At 38.9% G+C, this 20,022-nt stretch carries 16 protein-coding genes and 2 pseudogenes; 2 read left to right on the top strand and 16 right to left on the bottom strand.

All coding sequences use genetic code 11. The features are described from left to right. Positions 1-520: 520 nt before the first annotated feature. The 4 genes from MKX55_RS08515 to uvrA all read right to left on the bottom strand — a co-directional run bounded on the left by MKX55_RS08515 (position 521) and on the right by uvrA (position 6,640). Positions 521-1,606, bottom strand: a complete 1,086-nt coding sequence (locus MKX55_RS08515) for a hypothetical protein (protein ID WP_339237606.1) — start codon at positions 1,604-1,606, stop codon at positions 521-523. Positions 1,607-1,701: 95 nt separating this feature from the next. Continuing rightward, on the bottom strand, positions 1,702-2,487 hold the full coding sequence (locus MKX55_RS08510) for an ABC transporter ATP-binding protein (RefSeq protein WP_339237604.1): 786 nt from the start codon (positions 2,485-2,487) through the stop codon (positions 1,702-1,704). 726 nt (positions 2,488-3,213) lie between these two features. After that, positions 3,214-3,933 (bottom strand): DUF998 domain-containing protein, encoded by a 720-nt coding sequence (locus tag MKX55_RS08505; RefSeq protein WP_339237601.1) that lies wholly within the window; start codon positions 3,931-3,933, stop codon positions 3,214-3,216. Positions 3,934-4,177: 244 nt separating this feature from the next. Beyond that, positions 4,178-6,640 carry an excinuclease ABC subunit UvrA gene (gene uvrA / locus MKX55_RS08500; protein ID WP_339237599.1) on the bottom strand — a complete coding sequence of 821 codons (2,463 nt, stop codon included), beginning with the start codon at positions 6,638-6,640 and terminating at the stop codon, positions 4,178-4,180. 259 nt (positions 6,641-6,899) lie between these two features. Here uvrA and MKX55_RS08495 point away from each other — a divergent pair, with 259 nt between their 5' ends. Further along, positions 6,900-7,613 carry a MerR family transcriptional regulator gene (locus tag MKX55_RS08495; RefSeq protein ID WP_339237597.1) on the top strand — a complete coding sequence of 238 codons (714 nt, stop codon included), beginning with the start codon at positions 6,900-6,902 and terminating at the stop codon, positions 7,611-7,613. Positions 7,614-7,715: 102 nt separating this feature from the next. Here MKX55_RS08495 and MKX55_RS08490 read toward each other — a convergent pair whose 3' ends face one another. From MKX55_RS08490 to MKX55_RS08445, 10 genes are all read right to left on the bottom strand, one after another. Then, positions 7,716-8,639 carry an aminopeptidase gene (locus tag MKX55_RS08490; RefSeq protein WP_339237595.1) on the bottom strand — a complete coding sequence of 308 codons (924 nt, stop codon included), beginning with the start codon at positions 8,637-8,639 and terminating at the stop codon, positions 7,716-7,718. Between the two features lie 29 nt (positions 8,640-8,668). Continuing rightward, positions 8,669-9,343 carry an AroM family protein gene (locus MKX55_RS08485; RefSeq protein WP_339237592.1) on the bottom strand — a complete coding sequence of 225 codons (675 nt, stop codon included), beginning with the start codon at positions 9,341-9,343 and terminating at the stop codon, positions 8,669-8,671. A gap of 1 nt (position 9,344) precedes the next feature. Then, entirely contained in the window at positions 9,345-10,280 is a 936-nt protein-coding gene (locus MKX55_RS08480; RefSeq protein ID WP_339184033.1) for a DUF1177 domain-containing protein, read from the bottom strand. A gap of 37 nt (positions 10,281-10,317) precedes the next feature. Then, positions 10,318-11,367, bottom strand: a complete 1,050-nt coding sequence (locus MKX55_RS08475; protein ID WP_339184032.1) for a DUF917 family protein — start codon at positions 11,365-11,367, stop codon at positions 10,318-10,320. Between the two features lie 16 nt (positions 11,368-11,383). Continuing rightward, complete coding sequence (locus MKX55_RS08470; protein ID WP_339184030.1) at positions 11,384-12,952, bottom strand: OPT/YSL family transporter; 1,569 nt, start codon at positions 12,950-12,952, stop codon at positions 11,384-11,386. Further along, positions 12,942-13,595: an aspartate/glutamate racemase family protein gene (locus MKX55_RS08465; protein WP_042533309.1), complete on the bottom strand. Its 654-nt coding sequence runs from the start codon at positions 13,593-13,595 to the stop codon at positions 12,942-12,944. Before MKX55_RS08465 ends, MKX55_RS08470 begins: the two co-directional genes overlap by 11 nt. 304 nt (positions 13,596-13,899) lie before the next feature. Further along, entirely contained in the window at positions 13,900-15,486 is a 1,587-nt protein-coding gene (locus MKX55_RS08460) for a PucR family transcriptional regulator (RefSeq protein WP_339184026.1), read from the bottom strand. 304 nt (positions 15,487-15,790) lie between these two features. Then, positions 15,791-16,012, bottom strand: a complete 222-nt coding sequence (locus MKX55_RS08455; protein ID WP_042533305.1) for a helix-turn-helix transcriptional regulator — start codon at positions 16,010-16,012, stop codon at positions 15,791-15,793. Positions 16,013-16,023: 11 nt separating this feature from the next. Then, positions 16,024-16,506 (bottom strand): DUF2975 domain-containing protein, encoded by a 483-nt coding sequence (locus MKX55_RS08450; protein WP_339185168.1) that lies wholly within the window; start codon positions 16,504-16,506, stop codon positions 16,024-16,026. 40 nt (positions 16,507-16,546) lie between these two features. After that, positions 16,547-17,356 carry a DUF817 domain-containing protein gene (locus MKX55_RS08445; RefSeq protein ID WP_339237588.1) on the bottom strand — a complete coding sequence of 270 codons (810 nt, stop codon included), beginning with the start codon at positions 17,354-17,356 and terminating at the stop codon, positions 16,547-16,549. A 304-nt stretch (positions 17,357-17,660) separates the two neighbouring features. Here MKX55_RS08445 and MKX55_RS08440 point away from each other — a divergent pair, with 304 nt between their 5' ends. Next, entirely contained in the window at positions 17,661-18,764 is a 1,104-nt protein-coding gene (locus MKX55_RS08440) for a 5-methyltetrahydropteroyltriglutamate--homocysteine S-methyltransferase (RefSeq protein ID WP_339237586.1), read from the top strand. 112 nt (positions 18,765-18,876) lie between these two features. Here the strand turns inward: MKX55_RS08440 and MKX55_RS08435 are convergent. Together MKX55_RS08435 and MKX55_RS08430 are read right to left on the bottom strand one after the other, a co-directional pair. After that, positions 18,877-19,359, bottom strand: a pseudogene (locus MKX55_RS08435) (methylated-DNA--[protein]-cysteine S-methyltransferase); the annotation flags it as partial. 51 nt (positions 19,360-19,410) lie between these two features. Next, positions 19,411-19,962, bottom strand: a pseudogene (locus MKX55_RS08430) (bifunctional transcriptional activator/DNA repair enzyme AdaA); the annotation flags it as partial. Between the last annotated feature and the right edge of the window lie 60 nt (positions 19,963-20,022).

Raw genomic sequence — 20,022 nt, 5'->3', positions numbered from 1 at the left:
AACTTGAAAAGAAAACCGCTTTTCAAGTGGATCTTCAGCTCGCCCTGCGATGCACAAATGTTTTCGATGGGGCGAGTAATCGCAGTCCCAGGACGTGCAAGTGCAGGCGTTGTGACAACGCTTTTCGATGGGGTGAGTAATCGCAACCCCAGGAGTCACGGGTTTAGCCTGCAAACCACTTAGGAGTCTGCGTGGTTGGCCTGCGCTCTGATAGGATTCTACAGCGAATGAAAGAAATAACATTTTAATGAGCTGGGCGTAATATCAGCTTTCGTCTGAACAACCCAATCATGACAGTATGGATATGAAATACAGGGAATCGCTTCGATGCACAGAAAGTAATCTTGGAGGAACATTTTACCATGCAGCATGAAAAATACCTTTATTCCATTGTACATGAGACCTGCTGTTCTTGCTAAAACACAGCTTAAATTATTTGTAAGATGTTATTCCTTCAAAAGAAAAAAGCTGGCGAAACTTTTTTTCCAGAACATTCCACCAGCTGTTAATCTATTCTTATTTAGAATTCTGTCTCTTTTACTTCTCCGGTAGTCTGATCTACCGTATACCATCCATACGTAGCGGTATGTGCTAAGTCGTCATCCTGATCAACAAGCTCATATACCTGCACCACATAGTTTCCTTCTTCATCCTGATGACTCGTAACAACCTCTAAACTATCATCGACCATATTTAAGTGTTCTTTGACTAATTTTTCAGCTGCTGCAGCATCAATCGATGAGGCATTTTCATCTGTATTCTCTTCTTCGTTCTCTTCTGATTCCGGATTCTGATTGCTCTCAGAGTTATCCATATCGGTATCTTCTGAAGTATCACGGTCACTGGTATCTGTATCGCCCTGGCCAGAATTATTTTCCTCACTGTCAGAACTTACCTGATCATTTTCTTCTTCCGTTGCATTTGCTTCATTATTTGCTGTATCTTCATCTGTTGATTCATTTGTTTCTTCTGCTGCTCCATCTGCTTCCTGATTTACAGTGTCATTATCTGTATCATTTTCCTGTTCGTTTTGATTCGTATCCGCTTCACTATTGGAAGCATCCCCATCATTTTCTTCAGCTGGAATATCCTCTGTTTCTACATCAGATACAATCCACTTCTCTTCATCCCAGGAAATAGAATAAGTAACGATAAGCAAATTATCTGTCTGTTCTTGCTCTACTTCATACACATCATCTTCTGTTTTCTTCAATTCATACGTTTCTTCTTCATCAAACCAGACAGGCTCTTCGGAAGTAACTATGTAGATGGATCCCTCTTCATTCTCTTCAAAATAAGTATCCACCATGTCTGCTGCTAAATCATCTGACATAATGGTCAAGAATTCCTCCTGAAGCTCTTCCAGAGAATTAAAATCCGTTACTTCTCTGTCTTCCGCTGCATTTTCAATCACATTTTGGAATGCTTCTTTGTAGGTTTGTAATACCTCTTCTGCTTCTTCTTCCTCTAATTCAGGGATTTCTTCTGTCTGTTCATCCGGTTCTGGCGCTGGCTCTTGAGCTTCTTCATCATTATTGCTGCAGGCTCCCAGCAATAATACGATAGCTGCGGCTACAGCCATCAGCCTAAACAATCTGCTTTTCACTATATTTTCCCCCATTTCTAATTTCTTCTTCTTTATCATACACCTTTTCCAGTAAATTAGAAATATCTTCAAACAGGGAAAAGTCATGCAAGCCGCTACCTTCTTTTTTCAATCGTTAACCAGGGTCTGCCTCCGCCCCAATGTACCTGAACAGGGATTTTAAATGTTTCACTTAATAAAGCATCGGTTAAAACATCCTGCTTTTCTCCAGTCGCTACTAATTTCCCATCACGAACTAAGGCCACATGAGAAATGGCTTCTGTAATTTCTTCAATATGATGCGTTACATAAAGCAGGTGCGTACTCGCTTTTATATCGTCCATTAATTCCAGCACTTCTTCACGCGATAAAATATCTAAGCCGGAGCAGGGTTCATCTAAAATCAAAATCTCCGGTTTACTCATTAATGCTCTGCCAATAAGAACTCTTCTTCTTTCTCCTTGCGAAAGCACTTGATATTTCTTCCCTTTTAAGTAGTCTAATCGAAGGTCTGAAAGAATCTGATCAGCCTGCTGCCAATCCGCTTCAGATACCTCTTCATAAATACCAAAGGAAGCAAATTTACCGCTGACAATCACATTTCCAACCGGCTCCAGCTGGATTGTCTCTTGAAAACGCTCCAGCGCACTGCTTACATAGCCAATTGATTTTCGTAATTCAGATAAATCTGTTCTTCCAAAAAGCCGATCCAGCACGGTCATTTTCCCAGACGTCGGATAATTATAACCAGTAATAATATTTAAGAGTGAGGTTTTACCTGATCCATTTAAACCTAAAATCGCCCAATGCTCTCCCTCTTTAATTTGCCAATTAATATCCTGTAAAATTTCCTGATCATTTCTGCGCCATGTTATCTCATTAAAATAAACAATGTTCTCCATTTCTTATCCCCTCTATCTAATTGAAAAGTCTGTTAATTATTCCGCTAGAATACTATAAGATGTGCTGCTTTTCTAGTAAAATGCCTTTTATCATTGTAATTTTATATAACCTATTATCAAAGGAATAACGGGAATAATGCGGACAGCAAGCAATGCATTCGTTAATCCTAGATAATCTGCCTAAATAATACTATATAAATTGAAGTAAGAAATTACACTTTATTTTTCTTATAAAAATGACGAAATAATGATTGAAAACAGTAACTAGCGACGGTTTTTGATGGGGCGAGTAATCGCAGTCCCAGAAGAAAGACACGGAGACTCCTGTGGGAAAGCGCGGAGGGAAGACCCCGCAGAAAAAAAGCGAACTTCTTTTTTTCTACCCGCGGGGCATAAGTGCGACTTTGCTTCTGTCTGCGCCTGACGGCTTGCCAATCAGCAAGTCTTCTTTAAAGGAGGCTGAGCTCAAGCCCACGGAAAGCGTAGTGTTTTTCTGTAGCGGTAGCTATTAATATTAATTACAATAACAACGAATAAATTCCCTTGCTGCTAGTTTTTCGGTTGATTCTATATCATAACAATTTATCATTATCAGAATATCCAAATCATAGCACTAAGCCGCTGTCAGTTCAATCTTATTTATTGAATTGCTAGTCAGCAAGCAGATTGATAATTCTATGAAAAGGAGTGATTTCATGCATTTATCCATGTCTTTGCAATGCAGCTTTATATATCATATCGCCTGCTCCAAAGACCAATAGCCGTACCTGTCAGCCAGATATATACCGAAGCATAGAGAATACGCTGAAGCAAACCGCCGGGAAGTGCGGTCAATACAGGCTGTAAGAAAAGACTGAATAAAGCTGCTGAAGTGACTGCCGTACAAATTATCGTCCACCAAAATAGACGCGGCATTTTTTTATAAATCGCAATACTGATTAAAATCATCGCTGGAATCTGCACAACCATTCCCGGGAGCGCGGTGAACGTATGCCAATTAAAGTGAATATCTGCAGGAATGATACCAGAGATACCATAGCTCACTCCAAAAATACCAAGAAAAATACTTGCCATTTTAGCAGAGCGAACCTTTGGCCATAGCGGGTACACCAAAACAGCCCCCGTCAAAATAGCTAAACCCGTTAAGAAAAACGTCCAGTTCATCAGCCAATGATAGGGTGAACAAATTGCGTAGCTTGCAAGTACATACGTATCTGTTCCACAAGCCGTTACGCCAAGGTCACTCATCGGCTGTTTCATAAAGCTATAAGGAGCTGTAGTCGCCCTGATGACAACCGCTTCAATAATAAAATAAGCACTTAAAGCAATCCAGCTGAGCAGACCAATTAGAATAGATAACCTGTTAGATTTACGTAATAAAAATATTGCCGCGACTCCTGCTATTGCAACAATCAGCATTGTTATTAAGTGAAATTCATAATGCATTTACTTCTGCCTCCTCTGCTAATTGAATATATAATCATTTGGCAAAGTTGTATTCACTAATTCATATCCCTTTCTTTCTACTTACGTTGCTTCCCCCTCTAAGGATTCATTCCATTTTGTTGGAAAGGTTTCTTATTTGAAAAGGCCACCCTTCTTTTACAAGGATGGCCTTTTCCAGCAACGTATCGTTAAAGTGAAACTTCCTTCAACGGGCGAGCCTTTCCGCCAGTCATGCAGCGATAAATTAAACCTGCAAATATCGCCCGGTAAATGAAGCTTTGTTTTCCTTTATCATCTCCGGCGTTCCTACTGCAATCACCTTTCCTCCTTTTGCGCCGCCTTCAGGACCTAGATCGACCACCCAGTCTGCTGCTTCGATTACCTGACTGTTGTGCTCCACCATAATCACTGTATTTCCTGCATCCACCAGCCGATTTAACAGCTTGAGCAGCTGAATCGTATCATTCGGATGCAATCCAGTGGTCGGCTCATCTAATAAATATAGTGACGTCTTTTTCCCTTGCTTCATTAACTCTTTGGCCAGCTTTAATCGTTGTCCTTCTCCTCCAGATAAAGTGGTTAAGGATTGTCCCATTTTCAAATAGCCTAAACCGATTTCTGTTAAGAGCTTTAAGATAACTTGTATCTTTTTCTCCCCTTCAAATATAGAAAGGCATTCATGGATAGAGCTTTCTAAAATATCATTGATGGAATAGCCCTGGTATTTTACTGCTAATATCTCTTGTTTAAACCTTCTCCCCTGACATTCCGGACAAACAACCTCTAAATCAGGGAAAAAGAGCATATTGGTCGTTACATAGCCAAGTCCCTGACAATTTTCACAGCGACCTCCTGCGGTATTAAAGGAGAAATGCTTTGCCGAGAGTTTCTTTTCCTTTGCTTCCGGCAGCTTCGCAAACAAGGCTCGAACGGGGGTAAATAAATCAATGTAAGTTGCTGTATTGGAACGTTTCATTCTGCTGAGCGGAGACTGGCCGACAATAATCATCTGATCAAAGACATCCAGACCAGTTATTTTTTCAAAGCCTTCGTGGATAGCATCATTCGCTTTTGCCAGCACTTCAAATAACAGCGATGACTTGCCTGAGCCTGAAACACCGGTTACTGCGGTTAAGCAGGCTGTCGGAAAGGTTACGGTCACATCCTGAAGATTATTTGCAGCAGCATGATGTATTGTTATTCCTTCCTCTTTCCCTGTCCGATCATTCGTTTGCCGAGGCTTTTCTGCACGCAAATATTGCCCGGTAACTGATTTTTCCTGCTGAAGCAATTCCTGCAGTGTTCCTTGACCAACCACAGTGCCTCCAAGCTTTCCAGCTCCTGGTCCAATATCAATAATATAATCCGCCTCCCGCATGACATCCACATCATGCTCAATCAACAGAACGGTATTCCCTAAATCACGCAGATGCTTTAAGATACTAATCAGACCGGCTGTGTCCTTCGGGTGCAGACCAACTGTCGGCTCATCCATAATATACAATACACCGGTAAGTGCAGAATCTAAAAGTGCAGACAACCGTATCCGCTGCGCTTCTCCCCCGGATAGCGTAATGACCTGTCTATCCAGCGTCAGATAGCCCAGCCCTATTTTGATAATGCGGGAAAGCTTTGTTTTTATATCTTCCATAAATGTTCCGACAAGCTGATAACTTGTCTGCTCCAGTGAAGCTTCTAATTTATCTATCCAAGCTGCCATTTCCTCTAAGGAGTGGACAACCAGCTGAGGAATTGTCCAGCCTTCAACAGTAACTGCTCTGCTCACTTCATTTAAACGTTCTCCATGACAATCTGGACAGGTCTGCGAGTAGAAAAAAGCATCTGCTTCAGCTGAAGAACCATCATGCTCTGCATAACGGCGCCACATCGAGGTTAATACGCCGGGGAATTTTCCTTTCTCTACTGTTTTGGGAGGCTTTACGTTTGGAAACAGCTGCTTCACCTCATCACTTTCTACACCATAGTAAAGAATAGCCTTTTGACCTTCATTAAAATCCCTGATAGCTACGTTATCCGCATCCGGAAGCTGATAATATTGAAAGGCTGCTTTTAAAACAGCAATTTGATATTCGCCATAACGTCCGGCAAAAATTGCCACAGCGCCATCTTCTAAAGAAAGCTCCTCATGAAAAACCGATGGCAGATGAATAGCTACTGTTTCTCCCAATCCTTTACAGGTCGGACAAGCTCCTTCGGTTGTATTATAAGAAAAGTGCGTCCGAGTCAGCTTTTCCATTTTTTCATTACAATTCGGGCAAAAGATATATTCTGTAAAGCTATCCGCTTCTTTTTCCACGCTTCCTTCATAAGTCATTGGATTAATGCTATATTGACAGCTTGGGCATGTTCTTTCTCCAAGCTTTTCAAATACCATTCTCAAGCTGGTATACATATCTGTCATCGTCCCCACTGTCGAACGTGGATTCCGATTGGTGATATGCTGGTTGATACTGATTGCAGGAGATAACCCGCTGATAGTGTCAACTTTCGGCTTATTAATTCCCTGCATCCCCATTGATTCTAAATATTGACGCTGGCATTCATTGAATAAGGTGTCCAGAGCAAGCGTGCTTTTTCCAGATCCAGATGGCCCTGTTACCACTATCAGTTTGTTTTTAGGGATAGACACAGAAAGATTCTTTAGATTATTCTCCCGGGCTCCTTTTACAGTCATTACATTATGCATGTTGATATTCCTCCTCCGTGATTTTTGTTTTCTTCCTTTTTTCTGTTTGCAAGTGCAATGTTTTTTTCATGGTGACATGGTGAACGATAGTTTTAATAACTAATTGCATCTTGATATCCCTCCTTTCAAACATCTATTACCATCATATAACATTTGTGCAAGTGCAAAGTTTTACTTAAAATGATAAGCTATAATAACGTTGAACAACCAAAACCCGTCATGGGTCTATAAGGTTTTAGTCTAATCTTTGGAGGTAATCATGGAACTGCGGCCAATCGATATTGCTAAGAAACTAGATGTAGGAACAAGTGCATTACGACACTATGAAGAATGGGGCATTGTGCCAAAAGCGATTCGGAAAGCAAATGGATATCGTGTGTATACCGAGGTTCATGAAGCTTATTTTCAGTGCATTCGGGCTATGTACCCTGGTTTTGGGATGGGGACTGTCCGCAGAGTGATGCCTCTGCTGCAGGAAAATAAATATATAGAAGCATTATGGGAAGTCAACCAAGTACAGGCTGAGTTATTTGAAAGAAAACAGCAGGCATTGGATGCTGCTTCTATCTTAAGTCCAGATAACATACAGGACTTTATGAAAAAACAGCAAAAGAAATATTATTCGATTGGGGAAGTAGAAGACGAATTACATGTTGCTGCGACCACCCTCAGACATTGGGAAAAGGAAGGATTAATCGCTCCTGAAAGAAATCCGGAAAATGGCTATCGATTATATACGCGGGAGGATATGAGGAGAATATTAATCATCAAAACGGTACAATCCTCCGTTTATCTGTTGGACACCGTACGCGATATACTGGATAAAATACAGCATCACAGTTTAACAGATGCCAGAAAAATTGTGATTGATGCGCTGGATTATATGGATTATCAAATCGAGCAGCAATTAAGAGGAGCTTATTATCTATATAAATTGATTGATTTGTTAAAGAGCAAAAATACAGCTGTTTGATCTATCTTTCTGAGAACGCTTCGTATTCTTTAACGCTTTAACACAATGTCCATAAAAATAGAAAAAAGATATTCCATTTTTATGGAATATCTTTTTTCTATTTTATTCAAATTCCCAATCTAATTGCGGATTTTTGGTAACACAATCAATATGCACATCTGCTTTATTCATTCCGCCAAAAGTATGATTAGAACCAAAAGCAACATGAACCGTTTCATAAGCTTTTTCATCTTCTAAAATGTTTCCAGTGATTCTCGCAGCATGGTTCGTGCCAATTCCAAGCTCAGCTGCCAGACGCCCATTTCCTTCTCCAAGAAGGGTTAATAGCAATTCCCCCTGTTCTCCGGTTGCTTGAACAAGTCGTCCTTTTTCAACTGTCAGAACAACAGGCTCATCTACCAATCCGATTCCTGCCATGGATCCATTTATCTCTATTTTTCCTTCAGCCAGTCCTTCTACAGGAGCAATATATGCTTCCCCAGATGGAAGATTTCCTGATGCTGTTTTACCGCGGAATATTCCTGTGCTTGCTATTCCATCTCTGCCTTCTAGCGGAATACGGAGTTTAAGATTTTTTTCTGTTCCAGTTGTAATGGTTACTGCTTTCGCTTTTGTCAGCTTAGCGGTCATTTCGTTTGTTTCTTTTTCTACGCGCTTGTAATCTGCACTCATTGCTCCTTGAAGAATCATATCTTCCGTAATTCCTGGCATCGTAATCACACTTACCCCATGGGCATTTGCATTTTTTCTTGCAACCGTATGAGTAAGGGAATGCTTGGTCAGGCAGAATACAAGATCATATGAAAGCATCGCTTCAGAGATTGATTCCGATGGTTCTTCTCCCGATTTACTGCGGTCCGACATTATTTGTAAATTTGTATTCCAGCCATCCTGCTCCAAAGCCTCATTAAATTTCTTTCCCAGAGCTTCTGTACTATGATCTGTTACCACTAAAATTTTCGTATCTTTCTCTGCAAATACATTATTCTTCATTAATTTCGCAACGGTTTGCTGAAAAGAATTCATTTTACTGCCTTCTTTCTATGCCTTAAAAATTATAATCTATTTAAGTGTGCTTTTGCTGCATAAGCAGCGACTTTTCTTGGCAGAAATACCTTTAGTCCACTTGCATTTACTGCTCTCTTCTCATGCTCTTCATTGTAACCCATACAATCAAGGACAATCAAATCTGCTCCCCGGTTTTTTAAAGCTCTTGCAGCTCCTTCTATATTACTTTTTTCATAAGGAGAAGCTACTTCCACAAGCTTTTTTATTTCCGGATGATTCCACTTTTCAATCAACGAATCTCTTTGCTCTTCTAAAGGAATAATTAACCCCAGATTTCCTGACGGCATTACCTTGTGGACAGCTTGGTTTAACTCAACGTCTGGATAAATAATTGGCTTGGTCCCTTGTATAGTTGGAAAATCTCCTGTACAAAGCATAATAATTACTTCTGTCTGTTCTTCCAACATATCTCTTTCTTCCTGGAGCAGTGGAAGAAGTTTTGATTTTCCCATTTTCACAGAGCCTCCGTTTCTGACTCTGGATATATACGTTATGTCCGAAGCATCCGGAGCAACGGTATGAAATGAATCCACATCAAGCCGGTCCAATGCTCCTTTTTCAATGATTTCTGTTTCTGATCCAAGAATTCTCTGAATAGAAGGAGTAACATCTGTACGCGGAGCTTGTCCGATAGTTAAGACGCCAACGCTTCCTTTTACCATCTTAGGCTTTCCCCAATGTTTGCAGATGTTTCATCGATCCATAAAGTTCTTCCAAACGATTATACTCTGCTTCATCATAAAATTCGATTTGCTTCTGAGTAAATTCTTTAGCTACTTCAATTGAAAAACGGACAGCCTGTGCAACATCCACTTCATGGCTTGCTCCTGTACCGCTTCCCGGAACAGCTGTCTGCGCAGTTATTGCTACACCAATAACTGGTGCATCTGTCGCAACTGCTGGTTGGAGGATACTGTTAATATGGAAAACATCATTTCCATATGGAGTAATATCCTGTGTGGTGACCGCAAAAGTGACTGGTAATTCTCCCGTTGTCATCTCCATAATTCTTATTAAGTCATCGTTGAATTTTAAAACATATCCAGACTTCACAGTTGGTGACAATGCTATTCCGCGGTGATTAAATACTTTATTTCCTTTTGTCGTATCGATAGATAATACTGCATCCATCTCTGGGAATACTTCATATTGATTCATCGTCAAAATATCAACCGGTGATCCCATAAAATCTACAGGCTTATGTGGCTGAGTTGGTGCATTTGGACAAATATGTGTGGTGATATAAATATCTCCAGGCAGGCGATCTCCTTTTTCAGCCATCGTTGCTAGTTTCAAAGCTGTTGTAACTGCTGCAGCCGCACCATCCCCATCAGAGACAAACCCGATACGATTTGGACGTGCACCAAGTCCGCCTAATCTTCCAACAATACCTAAAGAAGGCGCTTCCCCTCCGTCTATTTTTCCATTTGTTCCTTTAATCACTATTTTAATGAAATCAGTCGAACCAGCTTCTCCATTTACTGTCTCAAAACCGGCATCGCAATAAGTCATTTCATCGAACAGTTTTACAATTTTTTCACCATTGATACTTGGATTATCTAATAATTCCATAACTTCCATTGTATATTTTAAAGACATTTTATCTTCAGCTCCTTAACGTGTTTTGTATATTCTTTTAAATAATTGATTTATTGATAATTGGCTCTACCGCTTTTAATAGCTTCTGATTGTACATGGTAGAACTTAAAAGTAAGTTCTCTTTTGGTACTGACATAACAGCTATTTTTATGCCTTCTTTAATTTCTGCACTAACTAGCGGTTTCCCCGTCTCGACATCGAAAGTCATAATTAGATCAGGAAATGTTCCTTTACGCTCTCCGTTCTTTTCTGCGGTCATATATTCGTTCCAAAAAGTAAGCTCTAAATCATCAATGCGAACATAACCAACATCAAATCCACCTGTTTTATCCAATTGAAATTCATTCACTTTACCAGAATGAATAATTCTTCCTTTTAAGTACGTCACTGCTTTTTCAATCCGTTCTGGACCCTCAGGTACAGATAAAAATTCATTACCTAGTTCAATTGCCTGTGTTATTGCTCCAACTGCTGCATTTTCCTTAATATACTGCGTATCGACTGGATTTCGGCAAACACCAACCATGCCTCCTGCTTGCACTGAGATGGAGCGGACTGCACTGGAAGTAAGGTCTAATGTACCTGTGATGGAACCAGCTGCTTCTTTATCACCTTTCCCTCCAGCAAAGGTTTGAATCGATTGATAATCCGCTACTTCGGAAAGATTCATTGACCCCATGGAACCTGTTGGATGTGCTCTCCCATTGGAAGGGGCGTCTACTACTGGCAAGCCAGTAGCAGCAGCTTGCAGCCAGCCATTAATCGTTGTTGAAGCACCATTTTCATTTGTCATTAATGCTGCAATCGGCTTGTCAAATTCCATTTTCATTCGATGAACTGTATTAACTAATTGATCGGAATCAACATACATTTCTTTAGCGGAAGGAGCTCCTACTAAGGAAACACAAGGAACAAATTCATTGTCCTGTAATTCATCGACTGTAATCAGCTCCGGATTTCCCAAAGCAAAAGCAAGGTCGGCCTTTTCTAAGCCGTCAGCGATCCAGCCGCCTCCACCTCCTCCAAGAATACATCCTCCATATACAGCACTAATTGCATCTTCTTTTGTTAACTTTTTTCTAACCATTGTCCAATCCCCCTAATTATCTTGCTTTCCATAAAGATGAAAAGAAGCTATAAATCGCATCACCGGCGATAAATCCGGCTGCCATCGTATACATTGTATTTTCTGCCTCCTGGCCTCGAAGCTTGATAATTGCTATTCGAATAATCAGTCCGGCGATAACAGCCCAGCCGGCAAGTGGGTTAACAATCAGCAAGCCCGTCGCAAATAAAACTCCCATTTGACGTTTTGGACCGCCAATAAGCTGGATAATTGCACCAGGAATGGCCCATATTAATATCATCATGCCTACATTTCCTGTCAGACCCGATTCAATTGTTGCTGCATAAACTGCATCAACAGGTGGAATGAGTCCTTGTTCAAAGAAACTCTCTGCGAATAAAAAAACAACAACAAATGCGACACCAAATCCGATAAACGCACTTTTAAGCTGTTGCTTCCTTCCAAACAATTCCTGCTCCAGGGTGGCTCCTTTTCGTAAAATAACACCTGTTTTCAAATCAAATCCCAAGTCTGCAAAAGCAGGTCCAGTCGAAGCGGTATATCCTGTTAGTAACGCAAGGGCAATCGGTGGAAATCCAATCATCATTCCGATTAATAAGAAAATCAGCGTTACTGCAAATGCAGGAAACCATCCAGAGTGCATAGCGGCAATTCCGACAATCATCTCACTGATGATAGCAGCAAGTGCAGCAAATAAAACAAATACAACAATCTGCCATACTGGCATGTCTGTCATAATTCCACCTAAAATTGCGACTACCACTGCACCTAGAGCATAAAATAGATAACCAAGTCCAAAACCAGTTTTTATATCCTTTTCTGTACGTGTATATTCATGCTCTGGAATCTGTTCATTTATTTTTCTCTGTTCTTTTCTTGATTTGACAAGGATGAAAATAAACTGTAACAGTGCTACACTTCCCGCACCAATCATCATGCCATGTGGAATATAATATGCATTTAAATCTAATCCAAATAAAGGATCAGAATATCCCATAAGTAATAAACCTATTCCAAACATGGCAAGAGCCCAAATATTACCGATAAAAGCTACACCAAAGGCTGACATCGAGATGCCAAAGTAAGAACCAATTACCCCGCCAATAATGCCCAAACTTAAATATTTGGCTTTCTTTCCACCTTCATCTCCTGCTTTGATAGCTTCTGCAGTTGCTATTCCTGATGGCCAAGCTTCATCTGAACCAAATAACTTTGTATCAAACACTTTATATAAGATTAAAGCATCGATAGCAAGAGCAATTCCTGAACCAATCAGCATAGGAATTATCAACTCAGGAACTCCCATTGCATAAGGTAATCCAATTGGAATCAATAAACTGTTTGCTGCGCCAAAGGTTGCGGCAGATATCGTTGTTTGCACCAAATTCTGGTTTTCCAATGTACGATATTTATAAAACATCTGCATCGGAATCCTCGCAATTAGCATTGCAATTAGAGCACCAATAATAGAGGTATTCGGAGTAATCCCCAGTGACGTAATTAACTGCATCCCAATAATCGCACCTAAAAACGCGATAATAATAGAGAATATAATAAATGTAGGATCAAACGTTTTATTCTTCATCTTTTTCCCTGCTTTCTATTAGCTGATAGGCTATCGCCTGCGCTTCGACTAAATCAATCACAGGAATTTTCACCCTTTTCTGTAAATAGTTCTTTAAACGTATTGTTGAAAAGCCTGTACAAGCGAATAAAATAACATCAGCACCCGATTCTATCTGCTCATGAACAAGTGTCAATAGTTCCTGTTTTGCGTTCTCTTTGAATAAATCTGTTGTTTTACTTAGTTTTGGTGAAGAAGTATAAGCGTGGAAACGACTTCCGAGCTCTTCTTTCATTCTTATTGGCGCCTCTTGGGTTATCCCAATAATTCCAACCTTACTCCCTACCATACTGGCAGCATGTGCACCTGAGACTCCTGCACCGATTATTGGAATATCTGTTTCCAAACGAGCTTCATCTAATGCCGGATCCGCCGCACAGCTGATGGTAATTGCATCAATATCCCTTTCTTGGGATAGCTCTTTTGCCAGAGAAACAATTTTGGGTATCGCTGCTGCTTCCGATTCATTATCATATATACCATTCGGCTGCTCTCCGATACATTTTGTTTTTGAGGCAATTTGATACAACTCTTTCATTCTTGTTCCATGCTCCATCAAAATATTTTCATTATCTGTTGATAATACTCTGATAATTCCTAACATTACTTCATCTCCTTTCCGGCTATTATAAAGAGTTATAAATTATTTTAGAATGTTAAAAATGTGCAATATATTTACAATAAATTTTCACACTTTTTTCAACTGCATAGAAAGTGCACACGTTTTATCTTTCTAAAAATGACTAAAAATAAACCCATTATAGCTGTTATGAAATCAATTGAATGGCCTGGTTTCCAAAAAAACTGGAGCAACACTCAGATTCTATCAGTAGAGTCTGAGTATTGCCCCGGTTTCTTTAATTTCCACAATATTTTATTCATAACAATATTTTTTATCGTTTTATCTTTCAAGATAATTCTTTTATTTTCAAACAAAAACGCAATATAAAACCTGCTTCCGGATTACTGATATCCATATTTAACTCCTCTTCAATTTTATTAATTCGGTAATTTAAGGTACGTCTGTGGATAAATAATTTTTCAGAAGTTTTAGATATATTTCCGTTATTATCCAAATAAACGATTAGCGTATGCAGTAAATCATCATTTTCTTCCCGAAGCAAGGGAGACAGAACTGTGTCGGTATATTTTTGCACAACATCTTCTGAGGTTAAATTAATCAATATCTCATAAATTCCTAATTGGTCTTGGATATAAACATTTTCTTCCGGTTTTACCTTTTCCCCTATTTCCATCATTTTTGTAACAGAATGAATCGACTGATCGAAGTTTTGAGAATCTGATATGCAAGAACTTATTGAAATACGAATCGGTTCTGCGCTGTTTCTTGCATTATATTGCACAACAATCTGCTGCCATGCCTTAACAAGCATTGAATAATTCACCTTTTCCCCATAATGAAATGCATAAAAATAATTATGTTTTTCAAAAATTAATGTCTGACCAAATTCGAATTTCTTTATTAGAACGTCCAATTCTTTCCTGATGAGACAGGAGGAATCCACCAACAAATTCGCAGGCTGGTCCGACTGTCTTATCCATGGCGCTTGAAAGTGTACAATGGTTATTCCCTTATCTTCATTCTCCTTCAAATCATTTAAAAAAGATTCCATTAACTCTATTTCATATAGTCGATTTTTTTGATAATAAATCTGATCACTCATAAATAGTTCACTCAATTTATTACTCATTTTCTTCATAGTGACAGAATCTGTTTCGGCTAATTTTTCATCTGCATAGAGTACATGAATAATTCCAAAGATTTGATTCTTTGACGTCAAAGGAATCAGCATCCTATTTTTATATCCTTGCATTTTATAAATAATAAATGATTGATCATTGAATTCCGTTATCCATCCTTCAATGACTTTTAAATAAGAAGCAGCTTGTGGAGGAGAAAATAAAGCGTTCTTTTTCCTCCATCCATCTGTTTTAAAATAAGCAGAACGATACAAAAGTTTTCCTTCCAGATCTTCCACATAGACAGAAGCTTTCACGATTTCTGCCATATTTTCAATTGCCTGCTCCATGGAAATAAAATTTGATTCTTGTATTTGAGTAAATGGATGATGGGTTTGAATTTGCAGTTGTTTCTCTTCATATAATTTTTCATATAGAGGCATCAGAATATTGATATACGAAATATTCTTTGGAATAGATATAATCGGAAAATCTCTTCTGCTTGCCAATTCAATCATTTTTTCTGGAAGCTTATTAATAAACCTTCCAAGCTTGACTACAATCCCAGACGCACCTTTCTCAATTAAAGTACGGACAATGTCAACTTGCTTTTCTTCGTCATCCTTAATCGAATAGAAAGTAGTCATAATCAATATACCGGGTGTAACCCAATCCAGCACTTCAGGAACCTCCATTACTTCAACAGAATTAATTATATTATTTAAACCTTCATGCCCTGTAATTAGTGTTCCTTCTGATAACTCTCCAATTTTTAATGCTTCTGCAATTCTCATAAACGTACTCCTAACCGTTTCCTAATCTCATTTATAATTTTCAAAACAAATTATTGGTTCACTATCTGAAATAGGATATTACAGTATCTTACCTCTTTACATTATTTGAAGTCAAATACATCAAACACTTTTATATCACATTAATAAACAGCCATGAACCTCAATAATCCTGAGTTTATGGCTGTTAGTTTCTTATTATAGAGCTGCACTAAAAATTATCCTTTTAGACAATTCCTATACTTTTTTATAAACTTCATCAAGGGAAGCCAATGATTCATTTTAGTATAACTTTAGAAAAAACCTCTCAAACTCCTTCTTCCTCATCCGGCACATACTCTAAAATATCCCCTGGCTGACATTCCAAAGCCTCACAAATCTTTTCCAATGTAGAGAACCGAATCGCTTTTGCTTTTCCATTTTTTAGGATAGACAGATTCGCCATGGTAATACCAACCTTCTCTGTTAATTCCGTCACACTCATTTTGCGTTTTGCCAGCATCACATCAATATGAATCACTATTGCCATATCATCACCCCTCACACGGTCAAATCATTTTCTGTTTTAATTTCTAACGCATTTTTAAACAGCTTCTGTAAAAGGGAAGCAAATACAGCAACAACAAATGAAACAAACAATGGCACCATGCCAATTATAATTACACCTGGAGCATCATCCTTCTCGGCAAACAAATAAATAAACGGCATCGTCAGAATATAAATCCCAGTAATTGTTAAAGCACATTGTTTAATCCTTTTCAGAGTAAAAACAGCCTCTTCTGAAAAGGTCTGATTTTGGTCAATCAGCCTCAGTAGTTTTAAGGCTTGGTAAAGTGCCAGATAAAATGGAATCGTTGTAAAAAAAACACCAATTACAATTGGATATATGATCCATTTAACCATCGCAGAACTATCCGAAATATGGATGATAATTTGCGGAATTAAAATAACTGATAGGGCAATCATTATTAATCCCATTAAATAAATAACTGTTTTCAAAAATGTCGTTGAGCTTTTCTGCATCATAATCACCTCGTTTATATATATAAAATACTTCTCTTAATTAACTTTTACTTCTGGCAATTCCTTGATTACTTCCTTCCAATAATCCTTCTATCTTCGCTTGCGATTGCTTTAACATGGCTACAATCAAGAAGCTGACAATGACTAATAACAGCCAGGAGCTTACTTTTCCTAAATGTACCATACTCCATGCTTCTGCCTGATTTGGATATTCCCACGCCTGGAAGAAGGTTGCTATATTCTCGGCTATCCAAATAAAGAAGCCTATCAGGAAAAAGGAAAGGACGATGGGCATACGATAACGTTTATTGCCGACCTTATAGTCCACCCATGCTCTTAAAAATACGATAAGCACTAATGCAGACAGCCACCATCTGATGTCCAGCCAATAATGATGGGTAAAGAAATTCAAATAAATCGCAGCTGCCAGCGGTCCTGCTAAAAAGATGGATGGCCATTTTACCAGCCGAACATCTAATCTTCTCCAAGCCTGACATAAATAGCTGGCGACACTTGCATACATAAACCCGCTGTATAGCGGAACTCCAAAGATCTTCGTAAACGCTTCTTCCGGATAGACCCATGAGCCCATATTCACTTTAAAAATTTCTAAAGTCAATCCGATGATATGAAATAAGGTAATGACGACAAGCTCTTTTTTCGTTTCCAATCCGGAGGCTATCATAAAAACCTGTGCGACAAGACAGATAATCAGTAGCCAATCATATCTTGACAGGAAAGGTAAATCAATAAACTTTGTTATCGCTAAGGACGCAAAAATAATGACAGGAAAGATACAGGATAGTGCCTGTTCATAACCAAATCGTATAAGCTGTTTGATTGCTTTCATTTTTTTAATCTCCAATTTAAAATTTCATTACTAACATTGATTATAGATAACTATTTATCGAAAATCAATAAAAATATTCCACTTAAAGATAAATCTCTTCATTCACCCTGTTATAACAAGCTATTACATCTATTCAAAATTAAATGGAATTTTCCCGATAAAAATTTTAATTAAACAGAATGCCCGCTATATGTTAAAACTATATCTACCAATATGTTTTAAGTATTTTACAGACTTTTATTATTCTGTATATAATTAATCTATTAAGCATAAGTAAATACATAACTTACGAGGAGTTGCAGCGATGTTAAACATAAAATACGATATTGTAGGTTCTTTTTTAAGACCCGATGAAATTAAGATTGCCCGTGCAAAATATTTCAATGGAGAAATCGATTTAACCGCATTAAGAGAAGTAGAAGATCAGGCCATTTCTGATTTGGTGGAAAAGGAAGTAGCGCATGGTCTTAAGTTTGTTACAGACGGCGAGTTCAGACGCAGATGGTGGCATCTTGACTGGCTGAAAGAGTTTGACGGTTTTACTACAAAGCATTTTGATAAAGTAATCAACGGCGTCACGAACAAAATTGAGCTGGGGTGTATTGAAGGAAAAATTTCTTATGACAAGAATAAGAATCATCCAGAAATAGAAGCCTGGGATTATTTACATAGCCTCGCTAAAAAATATGATGGTGTGGAAGCTAAGAAATCTATCTCCGGACCTAATATGATTCTGGTTGATCATTTTCTTCAGCTCGGCATCAAGGATACGCCCTATTATGGCATCGATATTGACCTCGTTATTGAGGATATTGGAACAGCCTATCAGGAAGCCATCCAGGATTTATATGATCATGGATGCCGTTATTTACAGATCGATGATACGTCATGGACCTATATGATTGATGACACATTCAACGAAAAAGTATCCGCTCTGGGTTATACAAAAGAAGAGGTTTTAGAGTGGTTTAGACGAGCTTCTGCCAAGGCTTTGGAGAAAAAACCCGAAGATATGACGATTGCAACACATTTCTGCAAAGGAAACTTTAAAGGGAACCCTCTTTTTTCTGGATTTTATGATTCGGTTGCCGAAGTTATCAGCACGATTCCTTATGACGGTTTCTTTGTGGAATATGATGATGCTCGTTCCGGTTCCTTTGCGCCTTGGGAAGTGCTTAAAAATACCGGCGCTACATTTGTCGTCGGTCTTATCTCTACCAAAAATCCGGCATTGGAAGCACATGATGATATCAAGAAAAGATACCTGGAAGCCAAATCCGTCGTTGGCGATAACATTGCACTGTCTCCACAATGCGGTTTCGCTTCTGTGGAAGAAGGAAACTCGATTGATGAGGAAATACAATGGAAAAAGATTGACCTGTTAGTTTCCTGTCAGGATTTTCTCTAAATGAAGGATAATCTCCAGCAGCTGTGAGATGGAAAAAGCATTAGAAAGCTTGGCTGTGCCAGACTTCTAATGCTTTTTCTTCTCTCCGTATTCTAATAGATGCTCTAAGCGCTTATCTCCGCTCCAGCTCTAATAAACGTTCTTTCATCGGAATACCTCCGCGAAATCCTGTCAGCTTGCCATCCTTTGCAATCACACGATGACACGGGACCAGAATCATTACTGGATTGGCGCCGATTGCAGCACCAACAGCTCTTACCGCTTGCGGCTTTTCTATTTTTTCCGCTATATCCATGTAAGAAACTGTCTTCCCATAAGGGATGCTTTGCAGCGCTTCCCAGACAGCTTCCTGAAAAGCAGTCCCTTTTATATCAATGGGTACATTAAATTCTTTTCTTTCTCCGTCCAAATAAGAAATCAGCTGCTCCTTATAAGCATTTATTTTCTGTTCATCATGTACCAGCTCTGCACCTGCTCTTTTTTTCTCAGCCCAGCTTTCTATCTCATCTATTTCTTTCTTTTGAGATCCGACATAGCATAATCCATTATCAGTTGCTGCAAGATAGAACGACCAGCCGTTATGCTCTAATTTCCCATAATAAAGTGTTTCTTCTTGATTATCTTTCATTACAGACACCTTCTCCCTGTTCTCTTTTCTGAATTGACGCGGTGTTTGTTGATTCTTTTCTTTAAAAAGTGTCGTAAAGCGAGTTGGATTTGTTATTCCGATAAGATGCGCTATCTCCTTCACAGATAAATCCGTTTCTATTAAGCACTCCTTTGCTTTCTCCATCCGAATCTGCTGCAAATAAGCCAAAGGGGTTATTCCTTTTATCTTTTTAAACACGCGATGCAGGTGATAAGGGCTGCCATGAACCGCTTCACCCAGTTCACTTAAAGTAAGGGGCTTTGCATAATTTTCCCGGATATAATTTTCCGCCTGTATCACCCATTCTTCATCCGGCAGACTGCTTCCTCCAGATTTACACCTCTTACATGGCCTGTATCCAGCCTGTAAAGCATCTTCTGCCCTTTTGAAAATGGTAACATTATCAAAGTTGGGAATTCTGGATTTACAAGAAGGGCGGCAAAAGATTTTTGTTGTTTTCACCGCATAAAAGAATTGCCCGTCATACGCTTTATCATTTTTTATAATTGCCTTTCGCTGCTCTGCAGTTATTTTTGTATCCAACGGCAACCACCTCTTCTTTCATTGTACACCTGAAAGATAAGAAATAAAGAATAATCCAATTAAAAA

It is taken from the genome of Oceanobacillus sp. FSL W7-1281, from assembly GCF_037969835.1.
Lineage (GTDB): Bacteria > Bacillota > Bacilli > Bacillales > Amphibacillaceae > Oceanobacillus > Oceanobacillus oncorhynchi.
This window is presented reverse-complemented; position numbering and strand designations above follow the sequence as displayed.